Raw genomic sequence first — 18,520 nt, 5'->3', positions numbered from 1 at the left:
ACCGAACCCGGAAGTTAAGCCTGCCAGCGCCGATGGTACTGCAACCGCGAGGTTGTGGGAGAGTAGGACGCCGCCGGACAAACATTTGGGGTAGAGGCCACCGAAAGGTGGCCTCTACTCTGTTTTAGGGCACCCTTGTGAGCACGCCGAGGGGTTGACGAAGCAGTGATCGAGAAGAGGGGTGGAGGTCGTGGCTGAGCAGCGACGTGGTCCGCGGGCCGGCGGCGAGGGCCGTCGTAGCGGAGGGCGCGGGGACGCCAAGCCGGCCGGCCGCACCGGAAGCTCACGTGGCTCCGCCAAGGGCGGCAGTGGTGAGCGCGGTGGTGAGCGCGGCGGTCAGCGCCGCGGTCGCGAGGCGTGGAAGCGTCCGGCTGAGCGTCAGGTCGAGCGCACCGTCGATCAGAAGACCTACGACGGCCCGGAGCTGTCGGAGGAGATCACCGGTCGCGAGCTCGATCGCGCGGTGAGTGCGCAGCTGAAGGGTCTCCCGGACAAGCTCGCAGCGCGCATCGCGCGCCACCTGGCCGCAGCGGGCCTGCTCGTCGACTCCGATCCTGAGACCGCCTATCGCCACACGCTCGCCGCCAAGGCGCGGGCCCCGCGACTTGCCGTGGTGCGTGAGGCGACCGGCGAGGCGGCCTACGCCGCCGGTCACTACGCCGAGGCGCTGGCCGAGCTGCGGGCGGCCAAGCGGATGAACGGCGCCACGGCCTACCTGCCGATCATGGCCGACTGCCACCGGGCGCTCGGCAATCCCGACCAGGCGATCAAGCTGGCCAAGAGCCCCTCGGTTGCGAACTTCACCCCTGCGGCCAAGGCCGAGATGACGCTCGTCGAGGCGGGCGCTCGACGCGACCAGGGCCAGCTCGACGCGGCACTGCGCACTCTCGAGCTCGCACCGCTCACCAGCAAGAGCCGTGAGTCGTGGGTCGTGCGATTGCGCTATGCCTATGCCGACGCCCTCGCTGCCGCCGGCCGGGATCAGGACGCGCTGGCGTGGTTCCATCGCACGCACGCGATCGACTCCGACGAACTGACCGATGCCGCCGCGCGGGCCGATGAGCTGGAGCGCAAGCTCGAGGATCGCTGAGCCTGGATTCACCGATTCTCGCCTGCTACGCGCCACCATATGGGCACGCTGGCGGCGTTGCGGCCGCTCGACGGTCAACCAGAACGCCTTCGCGACCGCGCTCGGGTTCGGCGAATATAGCCTTCGCGTGGGAACACGCAATGGCTCCGCGACAACCTGGAGCGGGACCAGATCCGTCTGGATAGACGAAGACGCCGCCATACCGGCAGGTGCTCCAATGCTGAACGCAGAGGGTCCGGGATACGCGGCGGACCCAGACGGTGGAGACCCGGTCTACGGGCCGGCTGCGATCAAGTCGGGTCCGGATTTCAGCCCCGCTAGCCCGCCGCAGACAGACGAGGAACTAGGTGAAGTAGGAAATCGGCCCCTAGAATGGACGGTTCCGCAAAGGTATTCGCCGACGTTGTACTTCGGAGTCCACGAGACAAATTATCTCATGACGCCAGAGGCATTCATCGAGCATAGCGACTTGCGGTGGTCCCACGCAGAAGGGTGCGACGACCATACGCTGGATAACACACCGTCAGGCACCGATATGGGATCCGGCCAGTACAGTCACCGCGCCGTCAGCGGCTTCTGGCCGTTTTGTGACCACAATAGTACCTGGTATGACTCGAATGACCCTGGAATCCGTCCGCGGACCTCGGGTGCTCCGGGCGACGGGTCAGATCCAGAGGGGATGTTCCTAGAGATCACGGAGGATCGTTCTAACGTTATGAAGGGCTTTGGTCTTCAGCGGACCGAGCCGGCGTATATTAGGTACGTTTACGGGCAGTATATTCAGTACTGGTTCTTCTATGGTTCGAGCCAAATGATGCTTGGGCACAACCCGGTCCCATTCTCTAAGCATGAGGGTGACTGGGAGCATATTTCGATCCGCTTGAAGAGTGACAATACGCCTAAGACCGTGGCGTACTTCTATCACCACAACTCATGCACGCTCCCGTGGAGCGAAGTCCCGAAGACCGCCAGCGGAAGCCCGATGGTGTGGGTTGCGTGGAGAGGGCACGGATCCTACCCCGCAGGGCGGAATCAGACGGTCGGGGAGGCAGTTGATGGCGCTGGCAAGAAGTACCGGCCCGTGGATCATTTGTTGTCCTTGAACGCCGCCGCCACGTCCGCGAACACACCGACGCCGTGGTCCAATTATACCGGTTCGTGGGGAGAGGTTGGGTCCACTACCAATACCACTGGCCCAGAGGGTCCTTCCTATGCGAAGCGTGGCAAATTCCAGTTTGGTGGGAGGAAGTGCGAGTAGGGCAACGTGTACATGGCGCGGGCCAATGTGCGCCCAGCAACGCATAGACCAGTGTCCCGTGTGGGGTTGGGTCAGTCCGACAAACAGTAGTTCGTCGTGAGTCAACGGACTAGAGGAGTACGATAGTACCGTGAGTGACGTTGATGGCGATCGGGTGTCTGGGGCAATCCTGGGCGCGATTGGTGGAGTTGCATGGGCGGCGGTGTGGGTGTTTGCTGCTCCGACCAGCTTGGAACCTTGGGCTTGGTGGCTTGCTCTAGTTGGCGCGTTTGGCGCTGGGGTTATCGGGCTCACTCTTCAGAAAGCCCGACGGAGCTTCTGGGTGAGCTTCGCGCTGACCTGCGGTGCAACAGTCGTCGTATTGTTACTCCTCTCGTATCTTCTGGTTAGGGCGATTAATCCTGAGGTAGTGACTGTGGGCCTTCCAGTAGCACTTTGCACGTAGTTGCGAGCAGGTCGGCATCTGTCAGGACTGCGGCGCGCAAATTGCACTTCGTGAGTGTTGCGTTGCTCAGAGCGGCTTGATCCAGGCCCCACGTCGAGGGATGGGAATAGTCGCATCTACTTCTACTCCCGTTGTTTAACGGCTCTTCACAATCCAGGGTGTAGTCGGGGTCTGAACCCGCCGGACTCGAGCAAGCTCCTGGCGATGTAGTTGGTGAGGTTGCGGAACCCGAGGGCCGAGCCGCGGAGGTGTTCTAGTCGCCCGTTGATCGCCTCTGTCGGTCCGTTGCTGGTGCCGGGGCGGTCGAAGTAGGCGAGCACGTCGTCAGCGCGCTTCTTCAACGTCCTGCCGAGCCTCGCGACCTCGACCAGGGTCTTCGGGACGCCGGTGCTGAGGTCGTCGATCAGCTTGACCATCAGTCCCCGGCCACGTGCCCGGTCCTCGGCACGGTAGGCGACGATCATGCGCTGGTAGATGCCGCAGGTGGCCTCGACCTCGACGTGCTGGTCGTTGGCGAACAGCTGGTTGAGCCTGTCGATCTGCCGGTCGGTGAGCAGCCCGCTACCGGTGTGCAGAGTGCGTCGCGCCTTGTAGAGCGGTCGTCCTTGAAGCCGCGGTGGCCGTGGATGGTGAGCTGGACGCGACGGCGGCACTGGTCGAGTGCGTCGCCGGCCAGGCGGACCACGTGGAAGGGATCCATCACCGCGACGGCGCCGGGGACCTCCTCGGCAGCAGCGGTCTTGAAGCCGGTGAAGCCGTCCATTGCGACGACCTCGACGCCGTCGCGCCAGGCATCGGGACGTTCGCCCAGCCAGGTTCTGAAAGCGGACTTGGAGCGGCCCTCGACCATGTCGAGCAGGCGTGCTGGGCCGGTGCCGTCGCGGATCGGGGTGAGGTCGATGATCACAGTGACGTACTTGTCGCCGCGCCTGGTGTGGCGCCAGACGTGCTCGTCGACGCCGTCGAACCGCGCGGGATCGTTGATCAGCAGCCGCTTGCCTTCGGCCAGAACGGCGTCATTGGTGAATCCAGGCTGAGCGGCGGTGCGAGGGCGCTAGCGCGGTCCGAACCTGGTCGTTCGCTGGTGCAATCGCGCCCCATGCGTCACAATGGAGTCGATAACTACACACGTGTCACCCGCGTTCGCGCGATGGCCGAATTCTCGATGACGAGCCCGCTGGGGAAGGCGTAGCTCGCGCCTGAGAAGAAGGAGATCGTCGTGACCGCTCGTTCCACCACCCGCGGCGTCGTCTATGTGCACTCGGCGCCTTCCGCGCTGTGCCCTCATATCGAGTGGGCGGTCGGCGGGGTACTAGGGGTGGCCGTCAGTATGTCCTGGTCGCCCCAGCCGGCCCAGCCCGGCGCCTACCGCGCCGAGCTGTCCTGGAGCGGCCAGGCCGGCTCCGCCGCGGCGATCGCGTCCGCGCTGCGCGGCTGGAATCACCTGCGCTTCGAGGTCACCGAGGAGCCGACGTCCTCGACCGAGGGCGCGCGGTACTCCTACACCCCCGACCTCGGCGTCTTCCACGCCGTGGTCGGCCTGCACGGCGACATCATGATCCCCGAGGACCGGCTCAAGGCCGCCGTGGTCAAGTCCGCCCTCGGTGAGACGACGCTCGAGCTCGAGATCGACAAGCTCCTCGGCAAGCCCTGGGACGACGAGCTGGAGACCTTCCGCCATGCCGGCGACGGTGCACCGGTCCGCTGGCTCCACCAGGTGGTCTGAGACCGCGTTCCTCGGTGCTCGGCGCTCATCTAGCCTGGCGTGGTGAGTACCGAGACCGCCGCACCCGCCTCCAGCCATGACGCCGTGCGGGCACTCGCAGCATCCGCGCGCGAGGCCTCGCACGAGCTGGCCGTGGCCACCCGGGCGACCAAGGACGCCGCGCTGGAGGCGATGGCTGACGCGCTCGCGGCGCGGTCGGCGGAGATCCTCGCAGCCAATGCAGAGGACGTCGCCCGCGCGGAGGCGGGCGGGACGCCGGCGAACGTCGTCGACCGGCTCCGGCTCACCGAGGATCGACTCGCAGCGATGGCAGACGGTATGCGCGACGTCGCCGCGCTCCCGGACCCGGTGGGGGAGGTCGTCCGGGGGAGCACGCTCGCCAACGGGCTCGAGCTGCGGCAGGTGCGCGTCCCGTTCGGCGTGGTGGGCATGATCTACGAGGCCCGCCCCAACGTCACCGCCGACGCTGCCGGGATCTGCCTGAAGTCGGGCAACGCGGTACTGCTGCGCGGCTCGTCGAGCGCGGCTGCGTCGAACGCCGCCATCGTCGAAGTGCTTCGCGACGCCGTCGCGGCCGCGGGGCTGCCTGCAGACGTCCTCACCTTGGTGCCGGCCGACTCCCACGACACGGTCAAGGCCCTGATGCGGGCGCGCGGCCTGGTCGACGTGCTCATCCCGCGAGGGGGTGCCGGGCTGATCCAGAGCGTGGTCGAGGAGTCGACCGTCCCGGTGATCGAGACCGGCGTCGGCAACTGCCACGTCTACGTCGACGCGATTGTCGAGGACGAGCAGGCCTTAGCGGTGGTGCTCAACGCCAAGACGCACCGCACCAGCGTCTGCAACTCCGCGGAGTCGCTGTTGGTCCATGCCGACCACACCGACGATCTGCTGCCACGCCTGGTCGGTGCGCTCCAGGACGCCGGCGTGACCGTGCACGGCGACCCGGTCGTCGCGCGGCTGCCCGGCGTCGAGCCGGCCACCGACGAGGACCACGGGCGCGAGTACCTCTCGATGGACATCTCGGTCGCGGTCGTCCCCGACCTGGAAGGCGCGATCTCTCACATCCGTCGGTTCTCCAGCGGCCACACCGAGGCGATCCTCACCCGCGACCAGGAGGCGGCCCGACGGTTCGTGGCCGCCGTCGACAGCGCTGCGGTCCTGGTCAATGCGAGCACCCGGTTCACCGACGGCGGCGAGTTCGGATTCGGGGCCGAGATCGGGATCAGCACCCAGAAGTTGCACGCGCGCGGCCCGATGGGGCTCCCTGAGATGACCTCCACCAAGTACGTCGTCACCGGCAGCGGCCACGTGCGCTGAGGCTCAGGTAGCGCGGGGTAGTGTGCGCCCGTGCCCGACCGATCGACCTATGCCGACCCGTCGGCGGAACGGTTCTGGACCGGTGCGACGGTCATCACGCTCATCCGCACCGTCGCGGCACTCGTGCTGTGCCTGATCGGCGTCGGGCGCGAGGAGCTGACCTGGCTGGTCGTCGGGCTTGGCGTCTACTGGGCCGGCGACAGCCTCGACGGCGCATGGGCGAGGTGGTTCGACTGCGAGACACGGATCGGCGCCGTCGTCGACATGCTCTGCGACCGGCTCAACTGCGCGGCGTTCTACCTCGGATTCGCCGCACTTCAGCACGAGATGCTGCTGCCGGTCTCGGTGTACCTGTTCGAGTTCTTGGTGATCGACTTCTTCTTGTCCCTGGCGTTCCTCGCCTGGCCGATCCGGAGCCCGAACTACTTCTACGAGGTCGACCGGCGGATCTACCTGTGGAACTGGTCCAAGCCCGCCAAGGCCGTGAACTCCTCGCTGTTCGCGGTGCTGCTGCTGGTCACCGGCTGGTGGTGGCTCGGCCTGGCCATCGCGATCGGCCTTGTGGTGTTCAAGTGCATCTCGTTGCGCTGGCTGCTCCAGTTGGGACTGCCGGTGCCCGCTCGTCTGCCACAGACCGCGGGATAGATCGACCATGATCATCGCCTGGCTGAGCATGTTCGGGCTCAGCATCGCCTCCGCGCTGCTCCCGTTCCTGCCAATCGAGGCCTTCATCATCGGCGGGGCGGCCGCCTCTCCGGGGACGGCGACAGCCATCTCGCTCGGCATCGCCGCCGGCGGCGGCGCGACGGTCGGGAAGGTGATCTGGTACGAGGCCGCGCGCCGGGGCATCGACTCGGCCTGGGCCCAGAAGAAGCTCTCCGCACCCAAGATCAAGGCCGGCTACGAACGCTGGACCGCGCGGATGGAGGGCCGTCCGATCTACGCGGGCGTGGTGATGTTCGTGGCCGCATCCGCCGGCGTCCCACCGCTGCTGGTGATGGCCTTCGTGGCAGGTCTGCTCAAGATGCCGATGTGGGTGTTCGTGCCGACGGTCTTCGTGGGCCGGTGCCTGCGCTTCACCCTCCTCTTCCTCGGTGCCGACCTCGCCTTCCACTGAGCCTGAACCGGTGGATCCCGGCTGCGTCGCGGCGCGGCGCAGCGATACTGGCTCACCATCGGCCCGCCCCGGGCGATAGGGTGCGGTCATGTCGTTGAGCACGATCGCTGCCACTGCTGCCCCCGCCCTCTCCGCTGCGGCGGAGGCCGAGAGCCACGGTGACGCGGCGGTGAGCCCCTATCTGGTGGGCGCCATCGTGCTGGCCATCCTGCTCGCCCTGCTGGGCGCGCTGTTGGCCTTCGGCGGAGGCCGCGAGCACAGCTGAGCATGGGCCTCTCCGCATGAGCACGGCCGAGGCCGACGCGCCCGTACGGCCGCGCATCGGCATCATGGGCGGCACCTTCGATCCGATCCACCACGGTCACCTGGTCGCGGCCTCGGAGGTCCAGTCGTGGTTCGACCTCGACGAGGTGATCTTCGTCCCCACGGGAAGGCCGTGGCAGAAGTCGGATCGTGAGGTCTCGCCGGCCGAGCACCGCTATCTGATGACGGTGGTGGCCACCGCGGCCAACCCGCGGTTCCGGGTCTCGCGGGTCGACATCGACCGCGACGGACCGACCTACACCATCGACACGCTTCGCGATCTGGCTCAGCAGCACCCGGACGCCGACCTCTACTTCATCACCGGCGCCGATGCCTTGGCCGACATCTTCAGCTGGCGCGACCACGAGCAGCTCTTCGACCTGGCGCACTTCGTGGGCTGCACCCGCCCCGGGGCGGACCTCGAGGCGAGCACGATCGCGCGGATCCCCAACGATCGGGTCACCCTCCTCGAGGTCCCGGCACTGGCCATCAGCTCCACAGACTGCCGCTCCCGCCAGCGAGAGGGGCGCCCCGTCTGGTACCTCGTGCCCGACGGCGTGGTGCAGTACATCACCAAGCACGGCCTCTACCAGGGCCAGAACCAGGGCGAGAACGATCGCCGGGAAGACACCGCCACATGACAGCCACCGCCCACGCCGTCGACCTCGTCACCGTCGCCGCGCGCGCCGCGAGCGACAAGCTGGCCCAGCAGATCGTCGCCTTCGACGTCAGCGACCAGCTCGCCATTACCGACGCATTCCTGCTCGCCTCGGCGACCAACGACCGCCAGGTCAAGGCGATCGTCGACGAGGTCGAGGACAAGCTCCGCGAGGCCGGCGCCAAGCCGATCCGCCGCGAGGGCGAGCGCGACGGCCGCTGGGTGCTGCTCGACTACGGCGAGATCGTCGTGCACATCCAGCACGAGGAGGAGCGGCAGTTCTACGCCCTCGAGCGGCTGTGGCGCGACTGCCCGACGATCGCGCTCCCGGCCGAGGTCACCGCCCCGCATCAGGGGCGCGACGACGCGGAGGGCGCCACCGACTCCACCTCCGGCGAGTGAGCGGCCGCACGCTCGTCCTGGTACGTCACGGACGCACCGCGTGGAACCACGAGGGGCGCCTCCAAGGGCAACTCGACATCGGTCTCGACGAGCACGGGCACGCCCAGGCGCGTCAGGTCGCCCCACAGATCGCCGCGCTGCGCCCGAGCCTGCTGTGGTGCTCAGACCTCGAGCGCACCCGGCAGACGGTGGCGCCGATCGCCGAGGCCAGTGGGCTGGAGCCGGTCTTCGACAAGAGACTGCGCGAGTTCTCCTTCGGCGAGTACGAGAGCCTCTCGCACGCCGAACTCGCCGAGCGCGACCCGGCAGGCTACGCCGCACTCCGGGCCGGCAGGTACGACGACGTCCCGGCCGCCGAGCCGACCGAGGCGGTACGGGCCCGGATGGTCGAGGCCCTCACCGAACTGCTGGCCGAACTGGCGCCGGGGGAGACCGGCGTCGCGATCAGTCATGGTGCCGCGATCCGCGAGGCCACCGTCGCGCTCCTCGGCTGGCCGCCCGAACAGACCCACAGCCTGCGCGGCCTCGACAACTGCGGCCGCGTCGAGCTGGTCGAGACGCCCGGCGTGGCCGGTGGTCCGCTCCGGCTGCGGGCCTACAACCGGACCGCCTGAGCCCGGCTCACGGCCCGATTTCGCATCCGCTGGATGGGTTGGCTAAAGTACTCCGAGTCGCCAGGCGAGAGTCGATCGAGCCGGGTGATGATCCTTCCGGGGGTGTGGCGCAGCTGGTAGCGCACCTGCATGGCATGCAGGGGGTCAGGGGTTCGAGTCCCCTCACCTCCACCCGATGAGAACCCGCTGGTCAGGACCTGGAAACAGGACCTGACCAGCGGGTTCTTGTTTCTGGCTTCGGAAGCGGTTCGCAGCCCTACCAGGAGCCTCACCGCGGAAGGTTCGCAGAAGTGTCGCAATGTATGAAGGTCCCCTCCACAGCACCGATCCAGCCGCCGGGCAGCGGTGGCATGAGCAGCGGAATCGCCGGGCCGAGCGGCAGGCTGGGGGCAAACCCGACCGCCTATTCGACGAACCGACGACGGAGTTCGTCACCAGCCCGAGGAGCTCACTGCAGCCTTGCTGATCGCTATTGAGCGGACACAGGCCGGCACTGTCGGTCGAGTCGCTCATTGGTGTCGGGCGTCGGGCGTAGATTTGTGTCGTGGTCAGCACCGAACTCCTCGCAGCCGTCGACGCCTTGAGCGACGACGAGCGCATCGAGCTCGTCGCCCACATTGAGGAGACACTCGATGCTGACCTTCGTCTGACGCCCGAGCAGTTGGCGACGATCGAGCGTCGGCACGCCGAACTCGTGGCCGACCTGGATCGCGGGCTCTCGCTGGACGAGGCCATCGCGGCCGTCCGTGCCCTGACCGCATGACGCGCGACGTCCGGCGCGTGCTGCTGGGCAAGTTAGCCCGTTCCTTCGAGTCCCAGTCAGACGAGCCGTAGTAGAGCGCAATCTTCAACTGTTCGGGATCGGCGTGATCCTTCGCGGTCCAGCCGCAGGCCGAGGCTCGCGAGCCGATCCCGATCGACGCCGATCTGCATCTGGGAGCCTCGCGACGCAGGTCGTCGCCGCGACGACGATGGGGGCACGACGTCGACCCGCGAGCCACGCCTGCGAGCATGGCGCGGTGGACCCAGACAGCTCCCGCTACCACGGCCGCTGCGGCCGGAACGGACGGCGCTCATGACGCTCCCGCTGGAGGGCGTGTTGGTCGCCGACTTCAGTCGGGTGCTGGCCGGTCCGCTGGCCGCGGCGACCCTCGCCGACCTGGGGGCCGAGGTGATCAAGGTCGAGCGGCCCGGGGTCGGCGACGACACCCGGCACTGGGGGCCGCCGTGGACGGACAACTCCAGCTCGTACTTCGAGTGCGCGAACAGGTCGAAGAGGTCCGTCGAGCTCGACCTGTCCGATCCCAGTGACCTCGCCGTGGCCCAGGAGCTTGCGTCCCGGTGCGATGTGCTGATCGAGAACTTCAGGGCCGGCACCCTCGCACGCCACGGGCTGGACTACGAGTCCGCCTCGGCCCGCAACCGCGGGGTCGTCTACGCCTCTATCACCGGGTTCGGTGCCACGCGGGGTGCCGACCTCGCCGGCTACGACTTCCTCGTGCAGGCCGTGGGCGGGCTGATGAGCATCACCGGGCCGCCGGGCGAGCCGACGAAGGCCGGGGTCGCGCTCGTCGACGTCCTGACCTCCAAGGACGCCGTGGTCGGCATCCTCGCCGCGCTGCGGGCCCGTGAGGTGATCGGTCGGGGACAGCATGTCGAGGTCAACCTGCTCTCCAGCCTCCTCGGCTCGCTGGCCAACCAGGCGTCGTCCTACCTGGCCACCGGCGAGGTGCCCGAGGCGATGGGCAACCGGCATCCCTCGATCGCGCCGTACGAGACGCTGCGCGCCGGGGACGGCCACGTCGCGGTCTGCTGCGGCAACGATGCCCAGTTCGGCCGTCTGGCCGCCGCCATCGGCCGGCCGGAGCTCGCCGAGGATCCGCGCTTCGCCGCCAACGCCGACCGGGTCGCGCACCGCGACGAGCTGGTCGCGGCTCTCGAGGACGCGCTGGGCGCGGACGACGTGGCCAGGTGGGTCCAGCGCCTGAGGGCGGCGGGGCTGCCGGTGGGTCCGGTCGGCACCCTCGCCGACGGCCTCGAGCTCGCGACGCGACTCGGCCTCCAGCCTACGGTCGACGTCGGACCGCAGAGCCCGCCCCAGGTCCGCAGTCCGCTCACGTTCTCCGAGACGCCGGTGACCGACTACGCCGCCCCGCCCCGACTCGGTGAGCACAACGCCGTCGTCCGTGAGAAGTTCCAGCCTCAGCCCAGCCAGGAGAGCCAGACATGACCCCCTCGACCGACCTCCCCGCCTTCGATCCGCTCGACGCGGCCGGCATCGACGACCTGCTCAGCGACGACGAGCGCGCGGTCCGCGCGTCGGTCCGGCAGCTGTGCGCCGAGCGGGTCGACCCCTACGTCGCCGACTGGTTCGAGCGGGGCACCATCGACGACGTCCGCGGCCTGGCCAAGGATCTCGGCGCGCTCGGCCTGCTCGGCATGCACCTGGAGGGCTACGGGTGTGCCGGGATGTCGGCGACCGACTACGGACTGGCCTGCCTGGAGCTCGAGGCGTCCGACTCGGGGATCCGTTCGCTGGTGTCGGTGCAGGGCTCGCTGGCGATGTTCGCGATCTGGCGCTGGGGCTCGGAGGAGCACAAGCACGAGTGGCTGCCCTCGATGGCCACCGGCGAGGCGATCGGGTGCTTCGGGCTCACCGAGCCGGACGCCGGCTCCGACCCGGGCAGCATGCGCACCCGCGCGCGACGCGCGGGCGGCGAGGGGTCCGACTGGATCCTCGAGGGCCGCAAGATGTGGATCACCAACTCCTCGATCGCCGACGTGGCCGTGGTGTGGGCCCAGACCGACGAGGGCGTCCGCGGGTTCGTCGTCCCGACCGACACTCCCGGCTTCAGTGCGCCGGAGATCAAGCACAAGCTGTCGCTGCGCGCCTCGGTCACCGGCGAGATCGTCCTGGACGGCGTCCGGCTGCCCGACTCCGCCGCCTTCCCGGAGGTGCGTGGCCTCAAGGGCCCGCTCAGCTGCCTCAACGAGGCTCGCTACGGCATCGTCTGGGGCGCGATGGGGGCCGCGCGCTCGTCGCTGAGGGCGGCGCTCGACTACGCCGGTGAGCGGATCCAGTTCGGCAAGCCGATCTCGGCCTTCCAGCTCACCCAGCACAAGCTCGTCGACATGAACCTCGAGTACACCAAGGGCCTGTTGCTCGCCCTGCATCTCGGCCGCCGCAAGGACGCCGGCACGCTCCGCCCCGAGCAGGTCTCGCTCGGCAAGCTCAACAACGTGCGAGAGGCGATCGAGATCTGCCGCACCGCGCGCACCGTCCTCGGGGCCAATGGCATCTCGCTGGAGTACCCCGTCATCCGGCACGCCAACAACCTGGAGTCCGTGCTGACCTACGAGGGCACCGTCGAGATGCACACCCTGGTCCTCGGCGAGGCCATGACGGGCCACTCGGCCTTCCGCTGATCCCAGTCCGGTCAGGCGGGTCGGTCAGGAGGCGCTCGGCGCGGCGGCGGCGCTTGCGCCACTCGCCCCGTGCTGCGTGGTGTGCTCGGTGATCTTCCCGTCGACGACGGTGAGGAGCTCATCGAGCGACTTGCGGTGCACGAGGTCGTGGGTGACCAGAAGCGTCGAGGTGTTGCGCTCGTGGGTGAGCCGGTGGATCAGCTCCATGATCTCCGCACCCCGCTCCTGGTCCAGAGCACTGGTGGGCTCGTCGATGAGGAGGACCTCGGGCTCATGGGCCAGCGCGCGGGCGATCGCCACTCGCTGGCGCTGCCCGCCGGAGAGCTGGGCGGGGCGCTTCCCGCCCTGCCCGGCCAGGCCCACAGAGTCGAGCAGCTCCTCGACATGGCTGCGCACGAGGCGACGTCGCGCTCGCTCGTCGTGGCCGCCGAGCTCACCCATCACCTCCACTTGCTCGCGGGCGGTGAGGGAGGCGATCAGGTTCGACTGCTGGAACACGATGCCGATCCGGTCGCGCCGCAGGTCGGTGGCCTCGCGGCGCGAGATCTTCGCTGCATCGACGTCGCCGATCCAGACGTGCCCCGAGTCGGGGCGGATCAGGGTGGCGGCGAGCGCGAGGATGCTGGACTTGCCCGACCCCGAGGGGCCGGTGATCCCGGTGACCACACCGGGCTTCCCGGTGAGGCTCACGTGGTCGACCGCGGTGATGCGGCCGGCGCCGTCGGGGTAGGTCAAGGTGGCGTCGTCGAGGCGGATCATCGATTGCTCCCAAGGGCGGTGAGAGGGTCGGCGTGGGTGACGGTGCGCAGCGCGAAGGCCGCGCCGGCGAGGCCCAGAACGGCCATCGCGAGGGCTGGGGCCAACGTCGTCCACGGGTTGAGGAGGAAGGGCAGGGCCTGCGAGGCGAGGGTGCCGAAGCCGATCACCGCGATCAGTCCGACGCCGATGCCGACCACCAGGACGATCAGGGCCTGGCCGAGCGCGTCCCGCACCAGCGAGGCGGTGCTCGCACCGAGGGCCTTGAGGACCGCGATGTCTCCCGCACGCTGCATGGTCCACACCGTGAAGAACGCGCCGACGACGAGTGCCGACACTCCGAAGAGCATCGCGATCATCAGGCCGAGGGAGCCGATCTCGGACTTGAAGGTCTCCAAGGCGCTCAGGCTCGCGATGTGACCGTCGGCCACGGTGCCGGTGTCCTTCGCGATCGCCTTCCAGTCCGCGTCGCCGCTGACGACGAGGGCGGTGGCCTCACCCGTGCCTCCCAGGGCCTTGTCGGTGGCCTCCCAGGCGTCGGGCGTCATCGTGACGACCGGTGTGTGGCTGTACCAGAGATCACCGCTCACCTCCGCGACCGTGTAGGTCTTCTCCGCGATCGTGATCTTGTCGCCCTTCTTCGCCTCCAGCTGGTCGGCCGCACCCGCTGACAGCCCGATCTCATCGGCCTTGTGAGGGGCCAGGTCCCCGACCCCGGAGGAGCCGGCGTCGGTGGGCACGCCGAACAGCGCGACGGCGATGGGCTGACCCTCGTGTGTGGCGCGGCCCTGACCGATCCCGATCGGGACGGCGGCGTCGACACCGTCCGCCTTGCGCCAGGCCTCGATGGTGGCCTTGTCCAGGCTCGACTCGGAGAAGCTGGGTTCGCCCTTGTCCGGGTCCTCCAACACGATCCGGTCGCCCGGCAGGGCGAGCACGGCCGAGACGTTCTGGGAGGCGAGGCCCCCGGAGAGACCCGCGAGGAATCCGACGAGCAGGGTGATGAGAGCGACGACGGCCGCGATGAGCGCGAACCTGCCGCGCGCGAACCGGAGATCGCGCCAAGCGACGAACACGGTGATGGTTCCTTCCGATAGGTGGGGCGTCGAGCGCCCCGATGGAGACGTCTCCAAGCCTGCTCCTCCCGCGTCGTCGCCACATCGGCAGTGGGATGGGTCCTCCGATCCAACTTTCGATGGATCCCTCAGCCGGGTCGGCTCCGTAGGCTGGGGCCTGCCATGCCGCATGCCTCTCTGACGCCCGTGTTCATCGGACTCCGCACCGGGCTCCACCTCCTCGTCGCCGCGCTGCTCGCGCTGGTGGCGTTCCGCATCGCGGTGGGCGAGGCCTCGCCCACCTGGGCCGCGGTCGCCCTCGTGACCCTGTTCGGCGTCGTCTACGTCGCCGGAGCCTGGTGGGCGCGGACCACCTCGACCGGCGAACGTCGTGCGCGAGCCGGTGCGATCTGGCTGGCGGTGCTGACCGTGCTGTGGGTCGCCCTCATGGCGACCACACCCGAGGCCGCTTACCTGGTCTTCCCCATGTTCTTCCTCTATCTGCACCTGATCGCGCCGCCCTGGGGGCCGGTCGCGGTCGTGCTGGCCACCGGCATCGCGATCATCGCGCTCGGGATGCACTCGGGTTTCACCGCCGGCGGCGTGATCGGGCCGTTGGTCGGGGCGGCGGTCGCCCTGCTGATCGGCCTGGGCTACCGAGCCCTGGCCCGCGAGGCGATCGAACGGGAGGAACTCGTGGCCGAGCTCGTCGCCACCCGCGACCAGTTGGCCGCGACCGAGCACGAGCAGGGGATCCTCGCCGAGCGCGCCCGCCTGGCGCGCGAGATCCACGACACCGTCGCGCAGGGGATGTCGAGCGTGCAGATGCTCCTGCATGCCGCCGAGCGGTCCGATCCGGAGGGGCCGGGGCTCGCCCACGTGCGACTGGCGCGCGAGACCGCCGCCGACGTCCTCGCCGAGACGCGCCAGTTCATCCGTGAGCTCAGTCCGCCGGGGCTGGACAAGGGCCTACCCAGCGCGTTACGGCGCCTGGCCGAGACCCAGGCTGCCATGAACGGGCTGCAGATCGAGGTGAGTGCTCGTGACGGCGTCGAGCTGCCGATGCCGGTCCAGACCGCGCTGCTGCGCGTCGCGCAGGGCGCTCTCGCCAATGTCGTCCAGCACGCCGGAGCCACCCAGGTCGTCATCGCTCTCACCGACGACGGAGCTCACACCACCTTGTCGGTCGCCGATGACGGCGTCGGATTCGATCCCGCCGCCGTGCGCGCCGCCTCGCCGTCGGACTCCTTCGGACTCCGGGCCATCCGTGAGCGGATCGCGCAGATCGGTGGCACTGTCGAGGTCGAGAGCGAGCCGGGCGCCGGTACGACCCTGGCCGTCACCGTCGATCGGAGTGCGCCATGATCCGGATCCTCATCGCCGACGACCACCCCGTGGTCCGAGCCGGGCTGCGTGCGCTGCTCGACAGTGAGCCCGATCTCGAGGTCGTCGGCGAGGCGTCCTCGGCGGAGCACGCCGTCGAACTGGCGGCCACCGTGTCGCCCGAGCTGGTGCTCATGGATCTTCAGTTCGCCGGCGGCGCGACCGGCGCGGAGGCGACCCGCCTGATCCGAGGCCAGGCGGCGCCGCCGTACGTCTTGGTGCTCACCAACTACGACACCGACGGCGACATCCTCGGTGCGGTGGAGGCGGGGGCGAGCGGCTATCTGCTCAAGGACGCGCCGCCCGCGGAGCTGGTCGCGGCGATCCGGGCGGCGGCCGCGGGGGAGAGTGCCCTGGCGCCGACGATCGCGGGGCGCCTGCTCGAGCGGATGCGCACCCCGCAGGTGAGCCTGTCCGGCCGTGAGATCGAGGTGCTCGAGCTGGTGGCCTCCGGTGCCTCCAACGCCGAGATCGCCAGCAGTCTCCACATCACCGATGCGACGGTGAAGTCGCACCTGGTGCACGTGTTCTCGAAGCTAGGCGTCTCCTCGCGCACCGCGGCGGTCTCGGCCGGTCGTTCGCTGGGCCTGCTGCGCTGACGAGCGACCGGTCGCGGAGTCTCGTCCCTGGGCGTTTTGCCACCGACCCGTCGCTTCACTACGCTAATGTGAGCAGTGCAAACATAAGTCCTCTCCGAGACAGGAGCCCGCATGCCCGCGGCCGCGCCCAAGGTACTGATCTCACCCGCGATGGCGATCGGATCCGGCTACTACCGCCCGCTGGTCGAGGCCTTCGAGGCACGCGGCTGGGAGGCGAGGGGGCTGGGACGCCGCGGCTTCGAGCGCGATGGCGTGCGCGCGAGCCGTCGGGTCGACTGGTCCTACAGCGACGAGATCGACGACCTCGCCGCGGCGGTCCGGGAAGCCCGCGCCGAGCGGCCCGAGCGCCCGGTGCTGGTGCTGGGCCACAGCCTCGGTGCGCAGCTCGCCGCTGGACACGAGCTGACCCACGAACCAGTGGACGGCGTGGTCACGGTCGGCGGCACCCTGCCGTACTTCCGCCACTACGAGTACGGCGGTCTCCCGCTGGCCGCCATGGTCGGCACCGTGGTGCCCCTGACGACCCTGGCGCTCGGGTACGTGCCGAAGCCGGCTTTCGGCGGTCCCGGCGCCCGGACCCTCATGCGCGAGTGGGCCCGTATGGTGCTCACCGGTCGCCCGCCGTTCCCGCAGACTCGGCCGATCGACACACCCGCCCTGTTGGTCAGCCTCGAGGGCGACCGACTCGCCCCGTCGCCGTCCGTGGACGCCCTCGGAGGGCTGTTCGAGCCCGACGTCGTCACCCGCTGGCACTTCGCCGGGGACGAGGTCCCCGAGCGCGCCTCCACCGACCACATCGCTTGGGTGCGCACGCCCGACGCGATCGTGGACGGGGTGGTGGCGTGGTGGCCCCGACGAACTAGGGCAACTGCTTCTCGGTGAACGGGATGCCGTCGTCGCTGCTCACGTAGCAGAGGATGGAGTCGCCGTCGGAAGGAGAGTCATCCTGGGTGATCAACTGGTGCATCACATGAACGTCAAGGGCGGCTACTGCCTCGCTGTCCATCAAGGCAGTGCAGATGAGGGCGGAGGCTCCTGCGTCGGTGTAGTCGTCGGGATCGCTGGGTATCACGTCGAGACTCCTCACGTCGGAGTAGAACCCGACGTAGGAGATCTCAGCATCGTGGAGGTCGGAGCAGTCGGTGCTCATCATCGTGATGGTGTTGGTGGACTCGGACACGTCGATGCATTGCCCTACGGAGGCACTTCTCACCTCCACTATGCGGTCGTCGGCGCGGCTCGTCGGCTGGTCGCCCGGCCGCTCACGAGCGGCGTCGGGGGGATCGTCGGAAACCACGGCCACTACCAGCGCGACGACGACGCCGATCAAGGCCACCACGACCGTCACCAGGGCGACGACGAGAGTGCGGATGGTCGTTTGAGGGTCACGCATGGCCTGCTCCTACTCTCCGAGAACGAGTGCCAGGACAGTAACGCGACCCGCGGGCGTGCGTGAGGACCTCAGGTGATCGTGATCCCGCCGTCGACGGGCAGGGTCTGGCCGGTGATGTAGCCGGCGGCGTCGGAGGCGAGGAACACCGCGGTGGCGGCGAGCTCGACCGGGTCGCCCTTGCGGCCGACCGAGATGCGTGGGCCCTGCGACTCCAGGTACCCCTCGGGGTACTGGTCGGTCATCTCGGAGGTGAAGAACCCCGGCGCGATGGAGTTGACCCGGATGCCCTTGCGGCCGGTCCACTGCTGGGCGAGGTCGCGGGTCAGCCCGATCAGGCCGGCCTTCGAGGCGGCGTAGGCGGCCTGGGGGAGTCCGGCGGTGGTGATGCCGAGGATCGAGGAGATGTTGATGATGCTCGAGCCCGGCTGCATCACCCGGCCGCAGGCCTGCGCCATCCAGTAGCAGCCGTTGAGGTTGACGTCGATGACGTTGCGGAACTGCTCCGGCGTCTCCTTGGTGGCCGGGACGGCGGTGCCGATGCCGGCGTTGTTGACCAGGATGTCGACGTGACCGAACTCCTCCATCGCCAGGGCGACCAGGTTGGTGCAGGACTCGGGGTCGGCGACGTCGGTGGCGACGGTGAGGGCGCGGCGCCCGGTGGCCTCGACCAGGGCGGCGGTCTCGGCGAGCCGGTCGACGCGACGCGCTCCGAGCACGAGGTCGGCGCCGGCCTCGGCGAGACCCTTGGCGAAGGCCACTCCGAGCCCGCTGGAAGCTCCGGTGACGACGGCGACCTTTCCGTCGAGGCGGAAGAGGTCGGGAACGGTGCGGGACTCGCCCGACGCGGAGGTGTCAGTCATACCCGGGACCCTAGTAGGCCGTCGCAGCTAACTCTTGGGCTGCCCGCACCCATGCCACGCACCTCGCGGCGTTGCCGAATCTCGCGAGACGCCCGGTCTGGCATCGATTCGGCGCCTT

Annotated in this window: 20 protein-coding genes, 1 tRNA gene, 1 rRNA gene and 1 pseudogene; 17 read left to right on the top strand and 6 right to left on the bottom strand. The window is 68.9% G+C overall.

Going from position 1 to position 18,520, the window contains the following annotated elements; all coding sequences use genetic code 11:
- Both rrf and WMR31_RS18575 read left to right on the top strand, forming a co-directional pair.
- A 5S ribosomal RNA gene (gene rrf / locus WMR31_RS18580) occupies window positions 1–79 on the top strand; the annotation flags it as partial.
- Between the two features lie 111 nt (window positions 80–190).
- Window positions 191–1,090 (top strand): tetratricopeptide repeat protein, encoded by a 900-nt coding sequence (locus tag WMR31_RS18575; protein WP_340540379.1) that lies wholly within the window; start codon window positions 191–193, stop codon window positions 1,088–1,090.
- A gap of 1,653 nt (window positions 1,091–2,743) precedes the next feature.
- Here the strand turns inward: WMR31_RS18575 and WMR31_RS22160 are convergent.
- Window positions 2,744–2,878 (bottom strand): pentapeptide repeat-containing protein, encoded by a 135-nt coding sequence (locus tag WMR31_RS22160; RefSeq protein WP_445321651.1) that lies wholly within the window; start codon window positions 2,876–2,878, stop codon window positions 2,744–2,746.
- 61 nt (window positions 2,879–2,939) lie between these two features.
- Window positions 2,940–3,814 (bottom strand): annotated as a pseudogene (locus WMR31_RS18570) (ISL3 family transposase); the annotation flags it as partial.
- Window positions 3,815–4,012: 198 nt separating this feature from the next.
- On the opposite strand from WMR31_RS18570, the gene WMR31_RS18565 reads away from it, so the two are divergent.
- From WMR31_RS18565 to WMR31_RS18510, 12 genes are all read left to right on the top strand, one after another.
- Complete coding sequence (locus WMR31_RS18565; protein WP_340540378.1) at window positions 4,013–4,519, top strand: DUF3145 domain-containing protein; 507 nt, start codon at window positions 4,013–4,015, stop codon at window positions 4,517–4,519.
- A gap of 39 nt (window positions 4,520–4,558) precedes the next feature.
- On the top strand, window positions 4,559–5,836 hold the full coding sequence (locus WMR31_RS18560) for a glutamate-5-semialdehyde dehydrogenase (RefSeq protein WP_445321650.1): 1,278 nt from the start codon (window positions 4,559–4,561) through the stop codon (window positions 5,834–5,836).
- 30 nt (window positions 5,837–5,866) lie between these two features.
- The gene (locus WMR31_RS18555; protein ID WP_340540376.1) at window positions 5,867–6,481 is read left to right on the top strand and encodes a CDP-alcohol phosphatidyltransferase family protein; all 615 of its coding nucleotides are present in this window, start codon (window positions 5,867–5,869) and stop codon (window positions 6,479–6,481) included.
- Between the two features lie 7 nt (window positions 6,482–6,488).
- Window positions 6,489–6,953 carry a hypothetical protein gene (locus WMR31_RS18550; protein ID WP_340540375.1) on the top strand — a complete coding sequence of 155 codons (465 nt, stop codon included), beginning with the start codon at window positions 6,489–6,491 and terminating at the stop codon, window positions 6,951–6,953.
- Window positions 6,954–7,041: 88 nt separating this feature from the next.
- Complete coding sequence (locus WMR31_RS18545) at window positions 7,042–7,218, top strand: hypothetical protein (RefSeq protein WP_340540374.1); 177 nt, start codon at window positions 7,042–7,044, stop codon at window positions 7,216–7,218.
- A gap of 16 nt (window positions 7,219–7,234) precedes the next feature.
- A complete protein-coding gene (nadD, locus tag WMR31_RS18540; RefSeq protein ID WP_340540373.1) occupies window positions 7,235–7,897 on the top strand; it encodes a nicotinate-nucleotide adenylyltransferase in 663 nt (220 codons plus the stop codon).
- Window positions 7,894–8,316, top strand: coding sequence for a ribosome silencing factor (rsfS, locus tag WMR31_RS18535; RefSeq protein WP_340540372.1), 423 nt, complete (start codon window positions 7,894–7,896; stop codon window positions 8,314–8,316). Before nadD ends, rsfS begins: the two co-directional genes overlap by 4 nt.
- A complete protein-coding gene (locus tag WMR31_RS18530; RefSeq protein WP_340540371.1) occupies window positions 8,313–8,930 on the top strand; it encodes a histidine phosphatase family protein in 618 nt (205 codons plus the stop codon). Before rsfS ends, WMR31_RS18530 begins: the two co-directional genes overlap by 4 nt.
- A gap of 98 nt (window positions 8,931–9,028) precedes the next feature.
- Window positions 9,029–9,101, top strand: a tRNA-Ala gene (locus WMR31_RS18525).
- A gap of 373 nt (window positions 9,102–9,474) precedes the next feature.
- The gene (locus tag WMR31_RS18520) at window positions 9,475–9,693 is read left to right on the top strand and encodes an addiction module protein (RefSeq protein WP_340540370.1); all 219 of its coding nucleotides are present in this window, start codon (window positions 9,475–9,477) and stop codon (window positions 9,691–9,693) included.
- A 312-nt stretch (window positions 9,694–10,005) separates the two neighbouring features.
- A complete protein-coding gene (locus WMR31_RS18515; protein WP_340540369.1) occupies window positions 10,006–11,160 on the top strand; it encodes a CaiB/BaiF CoA transferase family protein in 1,155 nt (384 codons plus the stop codon).
- Entirely contained in the window at window positions 11,157–12,356 is a 1,200-nt protein-coding gene (locus WMR31_RS18510) for an acyl-CoA dehydrogenase family protein (RefSeq protein WP_340540368.1), read from the top strand. The genes WMR31_RS18515 and WMR31_RS18510 overlap by 4 nt, the downstream gene beginning before the upstream one ends.
- A gap of 24 nt (window positions 12,357–12,380) precedes the next feature.
- On the opposite strand, the gene WMR31_RS18505 is transcribed toward WMR31_RS18510, so the two are convergent.
- Window positions 12,381–13,115: an ABC transporter ATP-binding protein gene (locus WMR31_RS18505; protein ID WP_340540367.1), complete on the bottom strand. Its 735-nt coding sequence runs from the start codon at window positions 13,113–13,115 to the stop codon at window positions 12,381–12,383.
- Window positions 13,112–14,188: an ABC transporter permease gene (locus WMR31_RS18500; RefSeq protein WP_340540366.1), complete on the bottom strand. Its 1,077-nt coding sequence runs from the start codon at window positions 14,186–14,188 to the stop codon at window positions 13,112–13,114. Before WMR31_RS18500 ends, WMR31_RS18505 begins: the two co-directional genes overlap by 4 nt.
- A gap of 162 nt (window positions 14,189–14,350) precedes the next feature.
- Between WMR31_RS18500 and WMR31_RS18495 the strand changes: the two genes are divergently transcribed.
- The 3 genes from WMR31_RS18495 (at window position 14,351) to WMR31_RS18485 (ending at window position 17,031) form a co-directional block, all read left to right on the top strand.
- On the top strand, window positions 14,351–15,532 hold the full coding sequence (locus WMR31_RS18495; protein ID WP_340540365.1) for a sensor histidine kinase: 1,182 nt from the start codon (window positions 14,351–14,353) through the stop codon (window positions 15,530–15,532).
- Window positions 15,529–16,149 (top strand): response regulator, encoded by a 621-nt coding sequence (locus WMR31_RS18490; protein ID WP_340540364.1) that lies wholly within the window; start codon window positions 15,529–15,531, stop codon window positions 16,147–16,149. Before WMR31_RS18495 ends, WMR31_RS18490 begins: the two co-directional genes overlap by 4 nt.
- 111 nt (window positions 16,150–16,260) lie before the next feature.
- A complete protein-coding gene (locus WMR31_RS18485; RefSeq protein WP_340540363.1) occupies window positions 16,261–17,031 on the top strand; it encodes an alpha/beta fold hydrolase in 771 nt (256 codons plus the stop codon).
- Here the strand turns inward: WMR31_RS18485 and WMR31_RS18480 are convergent.
- Window positions 17,009–17,542: a hypothetical protein gene (locus tag WMR31_RS18480; RefSeq protein ID WP_340540362.1), complete on the bottom strand. Its 534-nt coding sequence runs from the start codon at window positions 17,540–17,542 to the stop codon at window positions 17,009–17,011. The genes WMR31_RS18485 and WMR31_RS18480 overlap by 23 nt on opposite strands.
- Window positions 17,543–17,610: 68 nt before the next feature.
- Window positions 17,611–18,402 (bottom strand): SDR family NAD(P)-dependent oxidoreductase, encoded by a 792-nt coding sequence (locus WMR31_RS18475; RefSeq protein ID WP_340540361.1) that lies wholly within the window; start codon window positions 18,400–18,402, stop codon window positions 17,611–17,613.
- Between the last annotated feature and the right edge of the window lie 118 nt (window positions 18,403–18,520).

The organism is Nocardioides epinepheli, from assembly GCF_037936805.1.
Classification (GTDB): Bacteria; Actinomycetota; Actinomycetes; order Propionibacteriales; family Nocardioidaceae; genus Nocardioides.
This window is presented reverse-complemented; position numbering and strand designations above follow the sequence as displayed.